This is a genomic window from Nonomuraea sp. NPDC049625, from assembly GCF_040675285.1.
In the GTDB taxonomy this organism is placed as follows: Bacteria; Actinomycetota; Actinomycetes; order Streptosporangiales; family Streptosporangiaceae; genus Nonomuraea; species Nonomuraea angiospora_A.
Genome location: NZ_JBFAOQ010000030.1, coordinates 12,285 through 33,695, shown reverse-complemented (window position 1 = coordinate 33,695; position 21,411 = coordinate 12,285). Strand labels below are relative to the sequence as shown.

15 protein-coding genes are annotated in these 21,411 nt (G+C 69.0%); 6 read left to right on the top strand and 9 right to left on the bottom strand.

Annotated features, from left to right (window positions below):
* Nucleotides 1-36: 36 nt before the first annotated feature.
* From mobF to AB0J87_RS60050, 3 genes are all read right to left on the bottom strand, one after another.
* Nucleotides 37-4,200: a MobF family relaxase gene (gene mobF / locus AB0J87_RS60060; RefSeq protein ID WP_363984378.1), complete on the bottom strand. Its 4,164-nt coding sequence runs from the start codon at nucleotides 4,198-4,200 to the stop codon at nucleotides 37-39.
* An 887-nt stretch (nucleotides 4,201-5,087) separates the two neighbouring features.
* On the bottom strand, nucleotides 5,088-6,485 hold the full coding sequence (locus AB0J87_RS60055) for a hypothetical protein (RefSeq protein ID WP_363984376.1): 1,398 nt from the start codon (nucleotides 6,483-6,485) through the stop codon (nucleotides 5,088-5,090).
* A complete protein-coding gene (locus AB0J87_RS60050; protein ID WP_363984374.1) occupies nucleotides 6,478-7,332 on the bottom strand; it encodes a hypothetical protein in 855 nt (284 codons plus the stop codon). The genes AB0J87_RS60055 and AB0J87_RS60050 overlap by 8 nt, the downstream gene beginning before the upstream one ends.
* 424 nt (nucleotides 7,333-7,756) lie before the next feature.
* Between AB0J87_RS60050 and AB0J87_RS60045 the strand changes: the two genes are divergently transcribed.
* The 4 genes from AB0J87_RS60045 to AB0J87_RS60030 all read left to right on the top strand — a co-directional run bounded on the left by AB0J87_RS60045 (nucleotide 7,757) and on the right by AB0J87_RS60030 (nucleotide 9,557).
* A complete protein-coding gene (locus AB0J87_RS60045; protein WP_363984372.1) occupies nucleotides 7,757-8,428 on the top strand; it encodes a DUF6313 family protein in 672 nt (223 codons plus the stop codon).
* Complete coding sequence (locus AB0J87_RS60040; RefSeq protein ID WP_363984370.1) at nucleotides 8,425-8,679, top strand: DUF6313 family protein; 255 nt, start codon at nucleotides 8,425-8,427, stop codon at nucleotides 8,677-8,679. The genes AB0J87_RS60045 and AB0J87_RS60040 overlap by 4 nt, the downstream gene beginning before the upstream one ends.
* Nucleotides 8,680-8,945: 266 nt before the next feature.
* A complete protein-coding gene (locus AB0J87_RS60035; protein ID WP_363984509.1) occupies nucleotides 8,946-9,122 on the top strand; it encodes a helix-turn-helix domain-containing protein in 177 nt (58 codons plus the stop codon).
* A gap of 36 nt (nucleotides 9,123-9,158) precedes the next feature.
* Entirely contained in the window at nucleotides 9,159-9,557 is a 399-nt protein-coding gene (locus AB0J87_RS60030) for a hypothetical protein (RefSeq protein ID WP_363984368.1), read from the top strand.
* A 165-nt stretch (nucleotides 9,558-9,722) separates the two neighbouring features.
* Here the strand turns inward: AB0J87_RS60030 and AB0J87_RS60025 are convergent, their stop codons facing one another.
* The 5 genes from AB0J87_RS60025 to AB0J87_RS60005 all read right to left on the bottom strand — a co-directional run bounded on the left by AB0J87_RS60025 (nucleotide 9,723) and on the right by AB0J87_RS60005 (nucleotide 16,856).
* A complete protein-coding gene (locus tag AB0J87_RS60025) occupies nucleotides 9,723-11,522 on the bottom strand; it encodes a hypothetical protein (protein WP_363984366.1) in 1,800 nt (599 codons plus the stop codon).
* Nucleotides 11,523-12,176: 654 nt separating this feature from the next.
* The gene (locus tag AB0J87_RS60020) at nucleotides 12,177-13,013 is read right to left on the bottom strand and encodes a hypothetical protein (RefSeq protein WP_363984364.1); all 837 of its coding nucleotides are present in this window, start codon (nucleotides 13,011-13,013) and stop codon (nucleotides 12,177-12,179) included.
* A complete protein-coding gene (locus AB0J87_RS60015; protein WP_363984362.1) occupies nucleotides 13,013-13,294 on the bottom strand; it encodes a hypothetical protein in 282 nt (93 codons plus the stop codon). The genes AB0J87_RS60020 and AB0J87_RS60015 overlap by 1 nt, the downstream gene beginning before the upstream one ends.
* Before the next feature lie 1,451 nt (nucleotides 13,295-14,745).
* On the bottom strand, nucleotides 14,746-16,506 hold the full coding sequence (locus tag AB0J87_RS60010; protein ID WP_363984360.1) for a recombinase family protein: 1,761 nt from the start codon (nucleotides 16,504-16,506) through the stop codon (nucleotides 14,746-14,748).
* A gap of 128 nt (nucleotides 16,507-16,634) precedes the next feature.
* Nucleotides 16,635-16,856 carry a hypothetical protein gene (locus tag AB0J87_RS60005; RefSeq protein WP_363984358.1) on the bottom strand — a complete coding sequence of 74 codons (222 nt, stop codon included), beginning with the start codon at nucleotides 16,854-16,856 and terminating at the stop codon, nucleotides 16,635-16,637.
* Nucleotides 16,857-17,143: 287 nt separating this feature from the next.
* Between AB0J87_RS60005 and AB0J87_RS60000 the strand changes: the two genes are divergently transcribed.
* Together AB0J87_RS60000 and AB0J87_RS59995 are read left to right on the top strand one after the other, a co-directional pair.
* Nucleotides 17,144-20,215 (top strand): tetratricopeptide repeat protein, encoded by a 3,072-nt coding sequence (locus AB0J87_RS60000; RefSeq protein WP_363984356.1) that lies wholly within the window; start codon nucleotides 17,144-17,146, stop codon nucleotides 20,213-20,215.
* 198 nt (nucleotides 20,216-20,413) lie between these two features.
* A complete protein-coding gene (locus AB0J87_RS59995) occupies nucleotides 20,414-21,118 on the top strand; it encodes a recombinase family protein (protein WP_363984354.1) in 705 nt (234 codons plus the stop codon).
* Here AB0J87_RS59995 and AB0J87_RS59990 read toward each other — a convergent pair.
* Nucleotides 21,111-21,411: tetratricopeptide repeat protein (locus tag AB0J87_RS59990; protein ID WP_363984352.1), on the bottom strand; the 301-nt coding region annotated here is incomplete at its 5' end. The two genes, AB0J87_RS59995 and AB0J87_RS59990, sit on opposite strands and share 8 nt — an antisense overlap.

Genomic DNA, 21,411 nt, shown 5'->3' with positions numbered 1-21,411 from the left:
GCCGCCCGTCGGCGTAGCCGGCGGGGCCCGGGCGGGTCAGCGGCTCAGCCCAGGCCCGCGGTCGACGCCGTGGTCGGGCGGCCGGTAGGCCTGGCGGCGCTCATGCTCGCGCTGCCGCCCGGGTGTGGGGCGGGTGGGGTCGTCGGCCCGGGCGGCGGCCGCGCGCTGGCGTCGGGCGTGCTCGACGCGGGCGGCGCGTTCGAGCTCGCGCCGGTCGGGTGGCAGGCCGGCGCGGCGCTGGCGCTCTCCGCGGAGGGCGTCCAGCTCTTGCTGGGCGAGCTGGTGAGCGTGGCGGGCGCGGCCGGCGCGGTACGTGGCGTCGTCGACGTCGCGGGCCCGGGCCTCGCGCTGGACCGTGGCGAGGTCGCGTTCGAGGTCGGCGTGCTGGCGCCGCACCAGCGGCCAGGCCGCCGGGGGCGGCGCTGCGGCGGCGGCCTGTTGGGCAGCCCTCTCCAGGGCGGGGCCTTCCTTCAGGACGGGCGCCAGGCGCTCGCGCACGGCGGCCAGGTCCTCGCGGATGCGGGGCAGGGTCGCGTCCAGTTCGCGGCGGCGGGCCCGGTGAGAGGGGCGCAGGCGGCCCAGCCCGTCCAGCTCGCGCTGCAGATCAGCCTCATCCTGGCGCAGCTGGCGGAGCTGCTCACGGCCGTCGACGACGGCCTGGCGTGCCTGCTGCAGGCGGTGGGCGGCGTGCTCGGCGGCGTCGATCTGGCGGACTTGTTCGGTGAGCCGTGCCCGTGTCTGCTGCAGCGCTCGTTCGGTGAGGCCGCCGCCGTCGCGGGCGTAGTGCTGAGCTTCCTGTTCGGCTGCCGCGAGCGTGAGGGCCGCCGCCGCGGCGCGCTGGGTGAGCGGCTTCATGCGGGCGGCCAGCTGGGCGTCGGTGAGCAGGCCGACCCCGTACGGCTGCTGGGTCAGGGTCAGCAGGGCGCTGGCGCGCTGTATGGCGGCCTTCGCCTCGCGTTCGGCGTCCTGCAGGTCCCGTTGGGCTTTGCACAGGCCTTCGTCGCCGGCGTCGGCGTCGGCCTGACCGTCGGCGGTCGGCGGCTCTGCAGTGTGCTCGGCGTCGTGGCGGTCCGCGTCGCGGGCCTGGCCGGTCAGCCGCTCGACCGTCCGTGAAGCGCGGGCGGGGTCGGCGGCGCGCTCCCGTTCGGTGTGCCGGCGGGCGATCGGCTCGGGCTCGGCGGTCACCAGGCGGTCGGCGCGATCGCCGCGCAGGGTGGCGGCGTAGGCGGCCAGCGCGCGCTGCAGCTCCACCTCATAGCTGTCCGGCTCGCCGAGCCGGGCCCGGTCGGCGTCGCTCTCCAGCAGCTCGCGCGGCAGGTAGAGGCGGACCGCCTCCCGGTCGCGCGACATCGCCGCATACAACGAGTGCGGGTCCAGGCCCATGCCGTAGACCAGCGCCCGGTCGACGGTGGCGCCCTGCGTCGCGGCCACCGTCAGGGCAGTGCCATAACCGAGCCCGCCGACGGTGATGTACTCCGGGGTGATCCACTCGGATTCCAGGCGCAGCCCGTCGGCGTACGGGGCGCGCCACTCGACCAGCACCCGCCGCTGCTCGTCGATCGCCATCACGCGGCCGCGGTACCCGTTGAGCACGTTGGCGCCCTGGCCGCGCCGCCGGCGGTAGTCGTTGGTGTGCACCCGCACGTAGTCGCCGACCGCCAGGGCGAGCGTGCGGCCACCCGCTTGCCGGTAGCGCACCTCGGGGCCGGTGATCTCACCGGCGGCGCGGCGCACCGCCCGCGCCGCACTATTGAGCCGGTCGACATCGGCATTGCTGCCGGCCAGCAGAGCCACGTTCGCCAGCTCCGCGTGCACATCCCCGGCATACGCGGCGCGAGCCTGCTGCCAGTCGGCCAGCATCGCCGCCAAAGTGTCGTCCGCGCCGCGCCCGGCGTGCACCCGCCCGGCCTGACCCCAGGTACGCAGCGCCTGCTCACGCCGCCCGGCCCGCCACAACGCGAGGGCAGCCCGCTCACCCGGGTCGCGCTGACGCCGGTTCTCGCCCAGCACCAGGCCGTCGACCTGACGGTGGATCGCGGCGAACACGCCACCCACGCCGATGGCGCGCAACTGGACCGGGTCACCGATCAGCACCACCTTGGTCCGCGTACGACGGGCTTCGGCCAGCAGGGTGGCCAGCTGCCGGTCATCCACGATCGCGCCCTCATCGACCACCAGGACGTCCACGCCGTCCAGGCCAGGCCCGCCCTCGATGCGCAGCAGCCAGGTGGCGATCGTGTCGGAAGCGATGCCGGACTCGGCGGCCAAGCCCATGGCGGCCACCGCCGCGGTGGCCGCGCCGGCGACCACCAGACCGCGGCTCTCCCACGCCGAGCGGGCGGCGGCCATCAAGGTCGTCTTACCCGCGCCGGCCACGCCGATGACCGCCTCGACCGCGTGCCCGCCGCGCACCAGGCGGCCCAGGACCTCGCGCTGGGAATCGCTCAACGCGATCCCGGCGCCGGCCTCGAACGCGCCCAGCGCGAGCTCGGCGGCCGCATCGTCCACCAGGGCCAGGCCCGCGCCGTACCCGGCGCGCGCGGCCGCCAGCGCGTCCTGTTCGGCGCCGGTGACGTCGGTGGAGGTGTAGCGCTCGCCGTTGGACAAGGTGACGGCGCCGGCCGGGGTGGCCAGCCGCAGCACCGGGCCGTGCCGCAGCACTTGGTCGGTCAGCGCGTCGGCGTCGGCTAAGCCCGCCACGCCGTCCGGCAGCGCGTCCATCACTTCGGCCAGCACGTCGGCCCGGGACACGATTTTGGTGTGGCCGGTCAGCCCGTGCTCCGGCCGCCAGATCCACGCGGCGATCTCCTGCGGGCTGGGCCGCTGCGGCAGCCCTGGGGCGGCGCCCACGCAGGCGGCGGTCAGCCGTGCCGCCTCGACGCCGGCGGCACGGGCCTGCTCGCGCCAGGACGTACGCGCGTCCACCGGCCCGGCCGGGCTGCTGCCCTGGGCGACGCTGCCCTGGGTGACGCTGTCTTTGGCCTCGCGGGTCTTGGCGCCGGCGGCCTTGCGCTGGGCGGTGCTGGCCGCCGCGGCGTCGGCCAGGCCCAGCTGGGCCAGCAGTTCGGCTGCAGCCTGGCCGCCCCGCTTGGAAAACAGCATCCGCAGCTCGGCGCCGACACCGGCGATCTCCCACGCGCCGGTGTGCTCATCGCGTCGCCAGGCGATGCCGTAGCGCTCGGTCAGCAGCCGCCGCAGCCGGGCCTGCACCAGCGTCCCGGCCGCCTTGTCATGCCGCAGCAGGTCACGTCCCCCGTCGCCGAACACGCCCCACGTGCCATCCACCGCGCGCATCATGTTGGCGAACATCACGTGCGCGTGCAGATGCGGATCACCGACCTGACCCTGGACCGGCCGGGCCGAGCTGTGCCACATGATCCACCCGCTCAGCCCGGTGCCTTCCACCCGTGTCCCGGTCTTGCCCTCGCCCTTTTCGCCGCGGATGCCATAGCCGACCCAGACCTCCACGGCGGCCACCGTGTCGTACACCGCCTGGGCGAAGGCGTCCTCGATGCCGCGGGCCAGCTCATCGTCGGCCAGCCCATACAGCACACTCACGGACTTGGGCAGGTCCAACGTCAAGTCATAGCCGCGGTTGCCGACCCGGACCCGGGCCTTGCGGTGCGCCCGGGCAGCCTGCAGCCGGTCAGCTGTGTAGACGTCGGCCAACTCGACACCGGCCACCTTGGCCAGCCGCTCGGCGTCACCGATCGGGATCTGGTGGGCCGCGCCCTCACGTTCGACCCCGCGCGCCAGCCTGCCGGCGCGTTTGACCGCCCACTTCACCCCGGACACCAGCCTCTCCACGGTGACCTCGCGCTCGCCGGCGGCCTGCTGCAGCGCCTGCAGCAACGGGATCGCTGCCAGACGCGACAGCGGATGGCTCGCCTTCTTCGGCTCCACCAGCCGCTCGCCGGTGCCGGGATGGCAACCGTCCATCAGCGCCCAGGCGGCCTGGTGGTGCTCGGCGGTCAGCGGCAGGCCCGCCGCAATCCCCTCCTGCGCCAGCCCCAGCTCGGCAAGGCCGGCCCCGATCCACGTCAGGCCGCGCCCCACCTCCTGCCCGGCAAACGCCGGCGCGGCCTCACCGGCAGCCTGGCCGTCGGCCAGCCGATAGCTCACCTGATCGCAGCCGGCGCCCTCGCTCAGCCGGTAGTCGATCTGCGCCCGGTCCGGCCCGAGCACCGTCACCCACGCCACCCGGACCACCCCCGAACGCGCCCATGACCTGCGGCTTTTCTCGCTCCTCGTATGGCGTTAGCCATACCTGGGTTCTTCTGATCTTGAAGCTTGGTAGATAAATGGTGACATTTCTGATTCATGAGCGGCAATGAGAATTGTCAGATTCGCTCGTGACCATTGGCGTCAATGAGAGTGTTCTTGGGCTCGTGATGGTGGGGCTGGGTGGCTGTGCGGGGCTTCGTTGCGGCGACCGCCCGAGACGCAAAGAGTCCCTTGGCTCCCCTCGCGGAGGAGGGTGTTGAGCGACGAGTTTCTGTCAGTGGAAACGACAGGTTCTTGGCGGTGGCTCACGACAAGTCGGTGTCAGTGAGGGTGACACTCCGTTCATTGCGCTTCTGGAGGCACAGCCGGGCGGCGCGCGGGCCTGGAAGCCGTCTCGCGGTGCGTGGGTGCCGGCCGGTGCGCTGGGACTGTGGTCGAGACTAAACAAACATCGTCGTCCAGGCTGACGCGGTGGGGCCGTTCTGGCTGTGGAGCAGGCCGCTGTCCTTGAGTGCATGTTCGGCGTCGAGGTGGTCCGGCGCCAGCTCTCATATCCACCGTGCCGTGGAGGACGTTGTCGGCCAGGGCACGGCGCTGGTCGTCAGTGAGCACGTCCAACCGGGCGGAGATGACCCAGCCATCCGGGGGACGCGGCGGAGCGCCACCGGGCCGGCAAGCGCGGGATGTGCGTACGCGTGGCTCAGCCCTGTAGTGACCCGATCGAGCGGCCACCGCAGCGCCGCGGCGTCGGTGTACCAGCGAGGCCGCCGGGCCAGGGTCGGCCTCGGAGATTCACGGCCGCCTGACGTCGGTGGGCTCGGGCACTGGGCTCAGTGTCGTGGCGGCTGGTCGGCGGGCCCGGCTCACCGCCGTACCCCCGTGAGCTTCTCCAAGCTTGCGAGCAGGCTCTCCGCCTGAGGTCTGAGCAACCCTCGGGCCAGCACCTCAATCGCGTCCGTGGCGATGCGCACGTCGGCGGTGTCGAGCAGGCCGAGCCTCCGGCTGCCAGGGAACAGTTGCAGCTCTCTGATCTCGCTGTGAGGTACCTGGGCAACGGTGGAGGGGTGGTAACTGAAGTCCAATTCCGCTGCGTGGACGTACCGGTCGCTTACCAGGACGATCGCCGAACCCGGCGTGATGCCGCGCAACCGGCAGGGGACGAGGCAGACGAATCGCTCCTGTTCCTCCAGGAGTTCCAGGACCGTATCCACCAAATGGTCCTTGTTGCCCAGGGTGCGCTGCATGAGCGGCAGCTGCCTGCAGAGCACGGCGTCTATCTCGGCCCGCGAACGCGGCACTCCCACGGCAGACGGCTTGACCGCTTGCCGGGCGGGTGGCCCACCGGAGTCCTGGGTGAGCAGGAGGTATTCGTGTGTCGCGCGTACGCTGAGGTCAAAGAACCACTGCCGGACGTCGCCTGGCAGCCGTGCGCGGCCGACAAAGATGAGTGCGCAACCGATCAGGGAGAGTAGCTCCTGCTGCCGCCAATGCTCGCCGAAACCGCTGCGGTCGGCCCAGTTCTGCCCTGCTTCGTGGAACGCCGCGCTGACCTTGACCGACCCGAAGACGGAGGTCGCGGGTGACGCCTGAGGATTGACGATCGCCGCCATGAGATCGTGGCGTCCTGGAGAGCCGTCCGCAAGATCGGATAGCCACTCGCGGGCCAGGCTCAGCAGCAGATATACCGGATCGCGGGCCAGTGGTGCGTCGTTCGCGAAACTGGCGAAATCGATGAGTTTGAAGCTCTGCGGATCCCCCTTACGCACTAGAATGTTGTTCGCGTTCAGATCGCCGTGCGCGTTCCCACGCTGGACGAGCAGTTGCTTCGAGCCGTCATCGCTCGCCAGCGCCAGCGGATTGCGGACCTGCCCGCCCTCGCCATCGGAGACCCATCCGACCGTCGCGGGCACCCCGTGCTCGGCCGCCCACCTGGACAGGTTCCTGCCCGGGGCCAGCCGGTCGCCAAGCACCAGGCGAAGGTAGGCGCTCGCCGTCATGAGCTCGTGCTGATGAACGTCTCCGGGGTTCCATCCGTCGAGCACGGATTCGACCACGATTACACACGTCATAGCCAGGCTTTTGTGGTGTCGCATCTCCGCCAGCGGGACGACGGTGGCGTCATAGCCAGTGGAGGAAAGCCAGGACGCCTCCTGAGCATGAACCTGAGAGGTGCGGCGACGCAGGTCGCGAGCGCCTGGGGTGCCCAGCGAGGACTGCGCGATCAAGCGGTCGAGGCGCGATTCGTCAGTGTGATCACCCATGATCGGCGCCTCCCTCAAGCTCTTCTTTCTGCTGGGTTCGCCAGCGATACAGCACTCCCTCGACGGCACGCACAGACTGCTCGCCCAAGAGTTCGACGATCTCTTCTTGGGAGTACCCGTCGAGGGTCAGGGCGACGATCGCCTTGGTGCGCTTGTCAAGGCATGCCAGATCCTCACAGACGCGGGTGTTGCCTAAGACGATGGTCTCGGGATCGGCAGTCGGGCGATCGTCTGGTTCCACCGTAGAGGCGTCACGCAGCTGAGCCTGATTCCATTTCCTGGAGTGGGCGCGATGCTTGCGGAACTCGTTGGGGAAGACGTACAGGCACGCCCCCATGAAGTACGTGGCCAAGCTGGCGCCCCCTTCGAAGCGCCAACCCTCACCGAGCAGAGCCCGCTCACGAAACCGCCCCAGCGCCACTGCCACGGTCATGGTGGCCAGTTCCTCGCGCACATCGGAGTCACGGTGCAGTTCCTCCAACTCGGCCTCGCTGGGATGCACCCTGAGTCCTCGGGCGGCAGCAAGCCTGAAGACGTATCCGGTGTACATCCATCCCCGCAGCACCGACATCCCGTAGCGGGCGAGTTCCGTTTCAAACCGCTGATAATGCGGGCCGGCGAACTGATACCGGGCCAGTTCATCGCGTAGCTCCCGGTCGACGGCCCGCCGCCGGAGGCTTCCTTGCATCTGGCGGGCTTCAGCGGCATCGACCCCAGCGGCCATTCCGGCAAGGACCTCGTCCGACGAGACAACAAGATCATATGGGTCGCCTTCGCCAGGTTGTACGCCGTGAGCAGGCGCGCCGGACGAGCCCTCCGGGCCCGCCGTCTGCTCGCTGCCGCTCACTGTCGCACCCCTCACCGGGCTCGTCGCCGGCCGACCCGCCAAGTCGGGTGGCTCTCCCCGCGGCTGAAGTGCGCTCGCGCGCTCCCAACTTCAGCCATACCAAGGAACAGACCCTTGTAAGTGCCTGCGCAGCGGACACCCCACGGACTTTCCCAAGATTTTTTAGGCCGAACTGATCATGGAATTCCGCGTGGGGTTGTGGCCCATTGTGGACCTATAGCCGCCGTTCGATCACCAACTTCCACGACCACCATGGGGAGGCTCTCGTGACCCCGACGGCGCGTTCCGTTCGGCCTCTGCTTGATCACGCCAGCAGGCCTGCGCGGATCGGCAGGTAAAGGGCATGCCTGCGGCCACCCCGGACAGTTCCCAGGACGCGACATCGAACGACGTCGCCGTGTCTTGCCAGGCAAGGAGGCGTCAAATGGCGGTCCCCGGTGCGGCCACGGCCGCCGCGCTCACCGGCATGCTGGGCGGCTGGGGCACCCTCGCCGCCGCCTCCTACTTCTCGCCCACCCTCGTCTACGTCGTGGCCGAGATCCTGCTCATCACCGTGATGCCTGACTGCGCTCAAACAGACGTCTGCGGCTGCGCTACAAGCCCCCTGGGATGCCGGAGTGCCCGAGGGCCCCTGACTGCCTTAGCCCTTGAACGGAGTCGCAGAACGATTACCGTCAAGGGCATGACACCGGCCGCGACGGAGCCACCCGCGCGGGCTTCGCTGGTGGCGCGGTGCCGCCGGTACCTGCGGTCGCTGGCTGCGCTCAACAAGACCCGGTACTGGCTGCTCACCCGCGCCCTGTGGGTGGCCCTGGCGTTCATCGGGGTCTTCGTCGTCGACGGCGTGCTCATCGGCTGGTCGACGGCGTACGAGGTGCTGATCGGCCTCAAGTCGCCAGCGGAGGCGGGATCGGCGCCGGTGACATGGCTGGTGTCCATCGTGGGCTGGCTGGCGATCCCGGCGTTCGTCGGGGGCACCGTGGGCTACCTGGTGACCCGCCAGATCGAGGACCGCCGCCGACGTTCGACAGCAGACGTGGTCGAGGACCTGCGCCGGCGGGCTCGGGCCAACCGGCGGCCGGAGAGCCGGCGATGAAGTCCCTGGCCGACCTGCACAAGCGGGGAGGGGACTGGGAGCGGTTCGTCGAGACGTTCGTGACCAAGGGCCACCACGGCCGCTGGGCGCACGCCGAAGATCACTGGGAGCGGACCGTGGTGGAGTTCCTCAACACCGAGGAGATGGAGAGGCTGTCGGCGCGGCGGGCCACGGAAGAGGCCCAGCGCCTGGCCATGGCGAACCTGTGGTACCCGGCCAAGCGCTGGGGGACGTGTTCGTGGTGTTCCTGACCCTCCGGGGGTGGGACAGACGGGCGGGAGGCCGCTACGTTGGCTGTATGGCGAGCACGGGCACAGTGACGGCGCAGCAGGTGACGGCACGCCTGATTCTGCGCGCGGCTCCTTCTTCGGAGACGACCGACGACATCGCCTCAGCCGCGGCCGCGCTGGTCGACCTGGCCCGCGCCGGCGACGTCACCGAGGAACAGATCGACCGGGTGATCGCCGAGCACACCACCAGGTCCCGGTCGTCGGCGGGGGAGCGGCCGCTATCGGAAGTGCACTTCCTGACGGTGGCCGAGGTGGCCACGCTCATGCGGACCTCCAAGATGACGGTCTACCGCCTGGTCCACAGCGGGGAACTGCCCGCCATCCGTGTGGGCCGCAGCTTCCGCGTCCCCGAGCAGGCTGTGCACGACTACATGCGCGAGTTCCACGATCACCATCCCCAGTAACGGCAACACCGTTAGGCCAACGACTGGAGGAAGCGCGTGCAGAACATGTCCCCGGCCGTAGAACGGCTTGTCCGGCTCATGCTGCTGATCCCGTCCGACCCCCGCGACCCGCTGTGGGACAGCGCAGGGGACGACTGCGGAGACCTCCCCACCGTCGCGTCCATCCGTGGATGGGTCACCGACACAGCCAAGATGTGGCCCGAAGGAGCCCCCCGCACCCTGGCTGAGATGGTCCTCATCGTGTTCGGCAACCCCAGCGAGAACACCCTCCGCCTGCTGTCGCAAGCGATCGCCCCAACCACCTCCAGCCCTCACCTGGGGACCGGCGTCGGCGCTGCGTGGGCGGCTCGTGCCTGCGAGACGGCCATCGACGTCCTGGCGGAGGCCGACTCGTTGGAGTACGTACTGGAGCGGGCGAAGACCGACTGGGGTTAAGGATGCCCCCCACCAACGAACCTCGTTGGCTGAGCTGGGCCCCTGTCTCAGCGCTGGCCGTCGCGAGGATGTGCTGAAGGAGCTCTGCCTCGCGCGTGGTGAAGCGGACCTCGCCGACCGCCGGATGGTGGACCTGCGCGTCGTTACCGCGCCCGGGTCAAGCCATCAGTTCGTCTCAGGGAAGAGGGCCTGCAGTACGTCGACCGCCGCCGATAAGCCTTGGCGCCATGATTCCGACTCCTTGCGGAATTCATCGTGCGGTTCGGCCAGCTCGCCTCCGGCGTTCGAGCTGTCCAAGAACAGCGACAGCGACCAGGCGGACAGATACCTGCTGAGATGATCGAGGGTGGCGGTGATATCGCTGGTGGCAGGGCCGCCGTGCGCGATGGCGTTACGGGCGCGACGCAGCCGTGCCCCTGCCGTCGTCCACCGCGCGAAGACCCTGTCGGCCCACTCGTCGAGTGTGGTGGGCGAGGCCAGGCGGGATGAGAGCTGGCGCAGTCGGCGGCCCACCCGGCTGTGCAGAGGGTAGAGCTCGATCAGCCGGGGGAGCGCCTTCACGGCGGCCACGCCGCCGAAGTTCACCATGCCAGGCGCAGGAGAAGTTTCGATCTCTTGACGCAACTCGCGCAGCTCGGCGTGGTGGCCGGCCGCCTTGCCCTCCGCGTCCCCCAGGGCTTCGCTCACCACCTGGACCAAGTGGTCGATGATGGTGGCGCGGATCCACGCCGAGGCCAGATAGGTGTCCAGGTAGCCGGTCCAGGTCAGGGTGTCGACTCTGGTGGCGGTGAGCTCGATGACCCGAACGTTCAAGATGAGGGCGGACAGCGACTGCTGCTGCTGGGCCTCCTGCCACCAGTGCACCGCTCCCACCGTCTCCCGCAGTTCCTTGTCGGCTTGGGCCAGCTTGTCCCACACCTTGGGGGTGAGCTCGCTCAGCATGCGTCCGACGGGATCGAACAGAGGCCGGCGCCGACGGGAGTCGGGCAGGCTGAACGTCCGCCAGCCGCCGATGACGCCGTCGATCGCATGCAGATGCCCGTCGAAGGGGATCCACTCACTGCTTCCAGCCCGAAAGCGGGCCAGGCCGACGAGGGCGTGGAGGCGTTCCCTGGCGGTCTGGACAGGGTCGGCGAAGACGCCTTCCCCGAGATCGACTCTGGCCATGACGACGTCGGCGCCCTCCTGCACAAACTCGTAGCTCGCGTCGCTGTCGGGGTGGCTCAGCTCGGCGGGAAGAGGCTGCATCATGCGTGGGGATCCGTCTTGCCATCGTGCGCGCAGCCAGGGTCCGTCGAACAGCGTGACCGGGCCGATCTCCTTCATGGTCAGCGGGGAGGCGGCGTTGGCGAAACTCAGCCAGACCACGTGGTGCGCCGGGCTCGGCGTCCGGAACAGCAGGCGGCGGCACAGCTCGGCGAGCTCTTCCTCCGTCAGCTCCGACGGCTCACGTCGTTCTCCCCATTGATCGTCTGGTGACTCAATGTCGCCCAGCTTCACCCTGGCGCAGGTCACATCGAAGGTTGAGCCGTCCAGCACCGAGCACAGCTCGCTGCTCAGCTCGCTCGGGTGCCAGTCAGTGAAGCGCGCCAGCCGCCAGAACAGGTCGCGGCGGGCCGCGATCACGTCGGCGGGGCACGCCTCGTCGCGGCAGGCGGCCCGCAGATCGTGCCAGGCAGCCTCCAGAACTGTCAGGTCGGACCACCGCTGGCGCAGTGCGTTCATGGCGGCCTTGGCCGGCTCGCGGTCTGGGTGCTCAGCTGTCCCCGGAAACCCCGTGAGGGCGACCTGCACGGCCTGCAGCTGCGGTTGCAGCGCGGTTTGGACGGCTGGTCCTAACCGGGTCACCGCTGCGGTGAACTCCTTGATCGCATCGGTCCAGGGCCACTGGTGGAGCCTCTTGACATACGGCCGTCGATCACCGAGCCAGCCGGCGACCTCCTCGCTGGCCACCACGGCGTCCACGGCATCCCGGTCGCTCCACCAGGGCCTGCTGTCCTGCCACCCCAGAGCCTCGCGCAGCTCGTCAAGCGGGGTGTGGGAGCCGAACCGGGCGGAATGTGGATCACGCATTGGTCCAGTGTGCTGCTTCCAACGTCACGATGGGCGACGAAACCTCATGGTCTGTTGCCAGGTAGGGGGAAGAGGAGGAAGCGCGGCCCTCTTTTGAACAGCCCAGGTCCTCGCGCAGACGGCTGTGGCGGGGCTGATCAGCCGCGTCGGCGCGCCGCGGGGTCACGGCTTTGCTGCCAGCGGGCCAGGGCCTCGGGGGAGACGCGGGCGAGTGAGGCAACGGAGGTGTGGCCGGAGTAGGCGAGCAGGGTGGAGGTGTCGGCGCCGGCCTTCGGCGGCGTGCGTGAACGCGCTGTGGAGCAGCTGGTGCAGCGTGTACGGGCTGTCGGTGACCAGCTCGATGTCGGCTGGGCGGTGGCGGTCGGCCTTGCGTGCCTGCGGCGGAATCGCGCCGAGCCCGGTGAAGTCGACCACGTAAGTAACAGCCTTCCTGGCATAGCTGAGGGGCGCCGTCCGAGACCACACTCGGACGGCGCCCCTCAGCGCACACCACCGTGTAACAGGCGCATGTACGGATGACGCTGACGTTGACGGCGGGGAGGCTTCTTACCCTGCCGCAGGCGCCCGCCGGAGAGATCGCGGGGGAGGGATCGATTCCGGGGAGGGCTCGGCCACAGCCGACAGGCGCGGGGCTGGAGGCGCCGCGCCAACGGGATGGATGCACTCCCTCGCCTTGACCCAAAGCGGGAGCCACAACTCTTCGATGTCTCGCTGACGAGCGCCGAAGACGGTGAGCAGGGCGGCCATCAGCTCCCATCGTGGATGCCTGTGCCCTCTGAAGACCCCCGACAACGTGCCAGACGACGCCGCAAGAGGGGCGAGCCTTGACCGGAGATCCTTGTACTTCGGCGCCCCAGCCAGGACATATGCCCGCTCCAGTTCGCGAGCGAGGTGCTCTCGAGGATCGTCTCCCGGGCTCTCCCGCCCGGGAGGCGGCAGGGGAACCCCCCGGATGGGGGCAGGCATCGCCGGAAGCCACAGAGCGTCTGCTGCTGCGCGCTCCCGGCTCCCGGCATGGCTCTGTCTGCCCATCTCGGCGATGATCTGAGCCGCGTCCGAGAGCGGGATGGAGGTCTCCACCGAGACCTGGACAGCGGCAGGCGTGAAATCGATGTCGAGAGGCCTGCCTGAGGCGAGGAACTCCCGGACCTCCGCGAGCGTGGCTTCAGAGACTCGGAGCGGCTGCTTCGTGCCCCGGGAGTCCCAGCCGGCCTTGAGCGTCTCAACCAGATGTTGAACGCCCTGAGAGTCCCCCGCGAAGGAGGTGTACTCCACGACGAAGGCCGCGCACAGGTCGAGAGCGCCCTGGCTGATGAGGCAGTAGATCGTCCTCATCTTCCGGGTCGACAGGGGGAGAGCTACCAGGCGCGGCATGGGGTTCATCACGACTCCCCGTTGTCCAACTCGTGCTGGCGATCCTCCCGCTCATGAGGGTTCGCCATGGCGGCCCTCAGCGTGAAGGCCAGGATCCGCCCCAGGAACGAACGCTGAGGCAGCACGCTGACCACGCCCTGGGCGGCAGAGATCATCACGACCGTGCGGGTGACGTGGCCGGCGACGAGACAGGTTGTCGTCGCGGAGGCCAGGGCCACCCAGAGGTCGTATCCCTGCGGCAGCAGCATGACGATGAATGTCACGTACGTGACCAGCACGCCGACGAACACGATCGCCCAGGGAGCCTGCTGCTCCCTGGGCGATCGCCCGCCGGACGGCTGGGCCGGACGTCGGGCCTGCTTTCTCCCCCTGCCAGAGTTCCCGCCCCCGGCAGGGGGAGGAGACGCCGACGAAGCCATTAGGCCTCCCTGATTTCGTGTGCTTTATCTGATTGAGTCCAGGTGGGCGCCTGCGGTTAGTAAACCGCCTGGCACGAGCGCCTGTGGGAGAACCTCGTAAGCAGCCCCCTGTCGGCAAACAGGGGTTCGAGAGTTCCTCATTAGAGTGTGTCACCTCCAACCGCCGTGCGCCACTCAACTGCACAGCGGTCGGGCTCCGCTCCCAGAGCAAGTAGACACGGAACGACCCTCCGTCATCAAGGGGAGGTGTCGCTGCAAACCTTCGCCACGTTCAACGCTGCAGAAGGTATAAAAAAGCGAAGAGGCCTCTCGTTGCCGCGAGAGGCCTCTTCTTCTTGCTTCCGATGCCCACCTGGACTCAACAGATAGTCGCCTCGGAATCAGGGATGGCGGGGCCGTCTTTAACGGGAAAAAACAGCCGGACTTGCCATCCTCTGCTTGCGGCCGGAGAACACTCCAACCACAAGATTGAATCCCTTTTATTGTACATGCACTTGCAGGCGCAAGGTCTAGACCCCTCTAGACGCAAGAACCACCTGGTCCACAGCAGGTTCCGCAGGTCGGCAGTCCTCCGCTCCTGGATGCTATTAGAGGATTATCGAGCACTTGGAGCAAGTGGTAATCCAGAATGAAGCGGAATGAAGCGCTGTGAAATCTTATGAAACGCCATGAAATGTTTGGGTATAAATATGAACACTCATTTGCAGGCCGCTTAACACTTAAAACGTCTTAAGAGTTTCGTATGGGGAGGTAGACGCAGAACACGTTCCTATCACAGGAGTACAGCCCGGGCTCTCAGCCTCGAAATCACCACTAAATCAGGCTTCATGTGAGAGTGTTTCAAGTTCGCATGGATGTGAAGCATTGCCGACCTGAGTGACGCGAATTTCGCTAACGTTGAACGTAACATTCTGTTGCTGTAATTAGCAAAATTATATTATGCACCTGACGGGTGCATCCATAGGCTAACGGTAAGGCGGATTTCCTGATTCCGGGTGGTAGAAAATCATCCCCGGGATGAGGATCTTATACCCGCTATGAGCCTTATGTCCTTCACTTTGTGTGCGCATGTGATGACTAAAAGTAGTCACTGAGACTTTCTTAACTGAGAGTCCTGGAACTCATGCACTTAGTAGTCGCGTGAAGGGGTGTCCTGGTTGCCAGGAGACGGGCGAGAGCTCGAGGCGCGCCCCGCCGCGTCACAGGTCGACGATCACCTTTGGCCGGGCAGGGCCGACGCCTTCGCAGTCGCCGATAAGGACCAAGTGGAAGGTGGCCTGCGATCTTGTACGTGAATCAGCGGGGACTTACTGACGTACGGGTCATAGATCGTGCAGGACGGTGTCGGCGGGGTCACCGAACAGCGGGCCGGGAGTGGCGAGCAACTGGTCGACGGCCTCAGTACGGGACGCGGCGCGATGCACGACGACGCGCCCGTCAGGGTTCAGGGCCTGCCAGCGGCGGCCGGAGCGGTAGACGCGGCCCAGCTCCGTGTCGTCGTAGCCGTCGTGGACGTGCACGCGATAGGAGCCATCGGCCAGGCGCGGCAGGTTGTCGGCCAGCGCGGCGGCGGCCAACTGCGCCGGGGTGAAGGGGCAGATCGGCCGCTCGCGCGGGGAGCGGGCGCGCGGCCTGCGGGCAGTGCGGGCCGCGGGGTCGAGCTCGGGCAACGGGGCGGGGGCGACAAGCGCGGCCAGCAGCGCGGTCACGGCCTGCACGCGGCTGGTGCTGGCCGATCCGGGCACCGGGCCGTCGAGGGTGCAGGCGACGTCACGGCCGCCCTCGTCGCGTTGCAGCCAGCCGACGCAGCGGCCGCGCACGATGACGTCGACGCGGCCGGGCACGCGGCCTTTGAGCAGGCTCCAGGACGCCAGGCTCGCCGGCGAGGTGTCCACGGCTCTGCCGCGGTCGTCGGTCAGCGGGCCAACCGTCACCGCCGCGCGTTCAGCACCGGCGATGCCCAGCGCGGCCGCCGCGCGCCGGGCGAGGTCCAGCCCAACCACCACGCCGTGCCCGTGCGTGTCGTCGGTCGGCAGCGTGGTGACCAGCCGCCCGCGGGCGTCGTGGACCTGCCAGCCGTCGGGGGCGGCGTGCAGCCATCCCGCCCGTGCCCCGTCGGCCAGGAGGAGAGCGTCCTCGCCGGCGAGGCGCGCGAGGTACAGCTCCGCCACCGGCGCGGCCGGGGCCCGCTGGTCGACCGGCTGGGCATGCCCGGCGAGGCCTTCGCCGGACGCCTCGGTGAGGGCCTGGCCGCCGTTGCCGTCGGCCGCCGGCATGGCGTTTGCGTCACGGGGCTGGTCATCGGCCTCGCGGGCCGGGGGGCTCGCAATGTCGGCCGGCTCGCGCGCCGGGCTCGGCGAGCTCGTTGCCGTGGCGACCGGGACGGCGGGCTGGTCGTCATCGTGTTCCTGGTCAACGGCGTGGTCGACGGCGGCCGCCGTGGTGGTGTCGGCGGCCGCGCCGCTGGGAGGGGCGTCGTCTTCCAGCGCCCGGTACAGCGTGGAACGGCCGACGCCGAGCTCGCGGGCGATCTGCGTGACCGACTGGCCGCGCGCGCGGCGGGCCTGGGCGGCGGCGAGCACGTCGTCGGTCACCGCGGTCGGGCGGCCGCCCGTACGGCCGGCGGCGCGGGCGGCGGCCAGGCCGTCCAGGGTCCGCTCTTGGATCAGGTCGCGCTCCATCTCGGCGGCCATCGCGGCGACCAGGAACAGCATCTTGTCCCCCATCGTCTGGCCGTTGGGACGGTGGATGCCGGCGCAGATGCCGGTCAGGATGTGCAGGTTGATGCCGCGCGGCGCGAGCTCGTCTTCCAGGAAGACCAGCAGCTCCTTCACGCTGCGGGCCACCCGGTCGGGCTTGGTGATGACCAGCGTGTCGCCCGCCTTCATGCCGTTCAGCGTCGCGGTGAGCTTGGGCCGCTCGGCGCGGCGGGTCGAGATGGTCTTCTCCTCGACGATCTCGCGGCAGTCGGCGCCGCCCAGCAACTCCAGCTGCGCCGCGTGGTCCTGGGCGCGGGTGGAGATCCGGGCGTAGCCGACGCGGATCGCGTTCGCGAGCCCCCGGCGCTCCGCCGTCTCGGTCATGATGCTCCGTTCACGATCTGTTGTGCGGGGACGTTCCGTGCACGGGAGTTCGGACATCCCGTGCAGACGACTTCGGACACCGACAGGAGGAGGCGGCGGGCGCCCCGAGGGGCTCGCCGCCCTCGCGATCAGTCGGTGCCGATGCCCGCCGCCTGCCACTCGCGCAGGGTGGCCAGGAACTCCGGCGTGGGGGTGATCTCGATCGGGACCCCGACGCCTTCGATCTGGACCGCTGCGGCGAGCGTGGCGTGGACGGTCGCGGGGCCGTCGTCGGTGATGACGTCCCAGCTCTCGACCGCGCCGCCGTCGTCGTAGCAGCGGGCGATGTCGCGGATCTGGTTGATCTTCATGAGCTGGCCTCTCTTCGGTGGGCTTACTCACTGTCCCGAAAACCGTCCCGAAACACAAGAGCCCTGGGGATGCTTTCGGGACAAGTTTCGGGACGCGCGTTCCTGCGGAAACGCCGATGTCCGGAGTCCTCTGCACGACCGTCCCGTAAACGACCGATTCGGGCAGGCGTGATGGGGAGGTGGCGCTTTCGTCACTATGGGCTCCGCTCGCACTGATATGAGAGCACTCTGGAGGCATGTCGAAGACGCCAGCGGAGCGCGGGCCCCGCTCGCGGGTGCGGCGGGGCGTGGTGATCGCCGCGATCGCGGCAATGGCGGTCTTGCTCGTGGTGGGGCTGGTCGGGTTCTTCGCCGATCCGCTGCCTCTGCCGGCGCAGGTGCTGGATCAGCGGGCCAGCGTGGTCAGCATGCTCATCGGCGCCACCGGGCTGGTGGTCGCAGTGACAGCATTGCTGCTGCAACTGCGCGCCGAGCGCGTGCCGGACACCGTCGTGACATCCGGCCGGTTCAGTGCCCCACAGGACAAGCCGCCCAAGGTGTCGGCCTCAGATGAGGGAGCGATCGCCATCGGAGGGGACAACCCCGGCATCGCTTCAAGCGGTGATGGTGCGAAGAACGTGCTGATGCGGGGGCAGGCCTCGGCCCAGGGCAGCACGATGTATCAGGCGGCCGGCGACCAGATCCATCATCACTACCCGCCCAAACCGGAGCCGGATCAGATCGTCGAGGGCGATATCCCGCAACGCCCGCCCAGCTTCCAATCACGCGAGCAACTGCTGCAGCGGCTGGCCGACCTGCTCGGCGACCAGGCCCCCGGCAAGAGCGGCGACAGGGGCGGGCACGGGGGAGCGGTGGTGATCTGTGCGGTGGCGGGCACGCCCGGGGTGGGCAAGACGCTGCTGGCCGCTTCCTATGCCTGGGCCTGTCAGGCCGCGCGCTGGCCGGTTGTGGCCTGGATCGCCGCCGAGACCACCGACCAGATCCTGACCGGCCTGGACGCCCTGGCCGAACGGCTTGGGGAACGCCGAGCCGACGACGACGCCGCGGCGGGCGCGGCCCGGGCCAAGGCATGGCTGGCCGCCACCACGCAGCCAGCATTGCTAGTCTTCGACAACGCCACCGACGTGGCGGTGGTGCGCCGCTGGTGCCCGGCTACCGGTGCCACCCGGGTGGTCATCACCACCCGCGACCGCGCGTTCTTACGCGCCTTCGAACCCCTCGAAGTCGAAGTGTTCACCCCTGTCCAGGCGGCCTCCTTTCTGCACCGGCGCACCAACTTGACCGATGCCGACGGCGCCGCCGAGCTGGCTATCGAGCTCGGGCACCTGCCGCTGGCGCTGGCCCAGGCCGCCGCCGTGATCGCCCGCCTGCATCTCGACTACCTCGGCTACCTGGAGCTGCTGCGCAACTTCCCCGTCGGCGACTACCTGCCCGCCCAGCACGGCGACGCCTACCCGGCCGGCACCGCTGAAGCAATCTTGCTGTCGATCACCCAGGCGGAGACAACCCTGCCCTTCGCCCAGCAACTGCTCGCGATCCTGGCGGTGCTGTCCCCCGCCGGTATCCCCCTGCAGGTGCTATCCGGCCTGAGCGGCACCGGGAACGAGCCGGTGCGCCTCAGGGAAATGCTCGCCGATCTGGCCGACACCTCACTGATCACCTTCAACGAGGACGGCTCCGCGATCTTGATGCACCGCCTGGTCCAGCGCGTGCTGCGCGAACGCACCGCGCACCACGGCGACCTCGACACCATCTTGGAACAGGCCGTCCACCTGCTCCACGCCTTCAACGCCACCCTGCCCGACGGTGCCCAGACCTGGAAAGCCCGCCCTGCGGTCGAGATACTCATCGAACAGACCAACACGCTTTACCGGCAGGCCCACGCCAATGACGGCCTCACCGCTGATCTGCTGACGCTCCGCGGCCAGTGCAGCCGGTATCTGTATGATCTGGCCGATCTCACCCGCGCTATCCCCCTGCTGCAGACAACCCTGGCCGATCGGGAGCGGGTGCTGGGCGCCGACCACCCTGACACGCTGACCTCCCGCAACAACTTGGCCAGCGCCTATGAGTCGGCGGGGGATCTGGGCCGGGCCATCCCTCTATTCGAGGCTACGCTCGCCGAACAAGAGCGAGTGGTGGGCGCTGATCACCGCTACACCCTGCGCTCCCGCAACAACCTCGCCCACGCCTACCAGGCGGCGGGGGATCTGGGCCGGGCCATCCCGCTACATGAGGCGACGCTCGCCGACTTCAAGCGGGTGCTGGGTGCCGACCACCGCGACACCTTGGCCAGCCAGGCCAGTCTGGCCTACGCCTACGAGTCAGCGGGGGACCTGGGCCGGGCCATCCCACTGTACGAGACCACCCTCGCCGACCAGGAGCGGGCGCTGGGCGCCGACCACCCCGATACCCTGGGCTCCCGCAACAACCTGGCTGGCGCCTACCGTGCGGCGGGGGATCTGGGCCGGGCCATCCCGCTGTACATGGCCACCCTCGCCGACTTCAAGCGGGTGCTGGGCGCCGACCACCCCCACACCCTGGCCAGCCAGGCCAATCTAGCCGGCGCCTACCGAACGGCAGGCAACCTGGGCCGGGCCATCCCCCTATTGGTGGCCACGCTCGCCGAGCGGGAGCGGGTGCTGGGCGCCGACCACCCCGACACCCTGCACTCCCGTCATAACCTGGCCGACGCCTACCGAGAGGCGGGGGACCTGGACCGGGCCATCCCACTGTACGAACAGGCGCTCGCCGACCGGGAGCGGGTGCTGGGCGCCAACCACCCCCAAACCCTGATCTCCCGTCATAACCTGGCCAGCGCCTACTATTCGGCGGGGGCTCTGAGCCGGGCCATCCCGCTGTACGAGACCACCCTCACCGACCAGGAGCGGGTACTGGGCGCCAACCACCCCGACACGCTGACCTCCCGCAACAACCTGGCTGGCGCCTACCGTGCGGCAGGGGACCTGGACCGGGCCATCCCACTGTGCCAGCAAACCCTGGCTGAGTGTGAGCGGGTGCTGGGCGCCGACCACCCCCAAACCCTGGTCTTCCGCAACAACCTCGCCGGTGCCTACGAAGCCGCGGGCGATCTGGGCCGGGCGATCCCGCTGTTCCAGCAGACCCTGGCCGAGTGTGAGCGGGTGCTGGACGCCAACCACCCTTACACGCTGACCACCCGCCACAACCTCGCGCACGCCTACCAGACGGCGGGGGACCTGGGCCGCGCCATCCCGCTGTACGAACAGGCGCTCGCCGACTGCGAGCGGGTGCTCGGCGCCAACCACCCCACTACTCGAGACGTACGGGGCAACCTTGAGATAGCCGCTGCGGAACATGGTCAAAGATCTGCTGAGTGACGGTGGATCCGGATGCCACCAGGACGCGTTCGGCCTGTCGGCTAGTCATGAAGCCTCAGCCGACAGCTTCATTTAACGATCGTTTTTTGAAGATCTTGAGAACGACGCTCCAGAGCCCCGAAACGCCTTCAAAAACTCCTTCAACAACCCCGGCGTTTCAACAACCCCGGAACACCGTTTGTTGAGAGGATGATGGGCGTGACCGACGCCCTGCAGCTACCCGCCGACCCGCTGGCCGCCTTCCCCGCCCACCGCAGCGAGATCCGCATCGGCTACGCCCGCGTCTCCACCGCCGGCCAGAACCTCGAGCGACAACTCGACGCCCTCAAGGCGGCCGGGTGCCGGAAGGTGTTCGCCGACAAGAAGTCCGGCAAGACCTCCGAGCGACCCGAGCTCGCCGCCTGCCATACGTTCCTGACCGAGGGCGACACCCTGGTCGTTCCGTCGCTTGACCGCTACGGCCGCTCTCTGGCCGACCTCATCACCATGGTCGGCGAACTCCGCATGAGAGAGATCGGCTTCACCTCGCTGCACGAGAACCTCGACACCACCACGCCCGGCGGCCGCCTCATCTTCCACGTCTTCGCCGCCCTGGCCGAGTTCATTCGTGAACTCATCGTCGCCGGCACCCGCGAGGGCCTGGCCGCGGCCAAGGCCCGCGGCCGCACCGGCGGCCGCCCCACCGTCATCACCCCGGAACTGCTGCGCGCCGCTCGCGACATGCTGCCTAACCCGGAGAACTCGATCACCTCGATCGCCAAGCTGCTGGGCGTCTCAGCGGGGACGCTGTACAACCACATCCCCGACCTACGTCAGCTCCGCGAAAACGGCCAGACCCGCGAGCTCACCAGCGATGAGAGGACGCCAGCGGCGGAACTCGCATCCGAGCGACGGGTTACCTGAACGCCGACAGGTTGGCTCGCACCACCGTCGTCGTAGGATGATCCGCGCCCAGCACCCGCTCACAGTCGGCGAGCGTCGCCTCATACAGCGGGATCGCCCGGTCCAGGTCCCCCGCCGACCGGTAAGCGTAGGCGAGGTTGTTGCGGGAGTTCAGGGTGTTCGGGTGGTCGACGCCCAGCACCCGCTCCTGATCGGCGAGCGTCGCCTCATACAGCGGGATCGCCCGGCCCAGATCCCCCGCCGACTCATAGGCGCCAGCGAGGTTGTTGCGGGAGGACAGGGTGTTCGGGTGT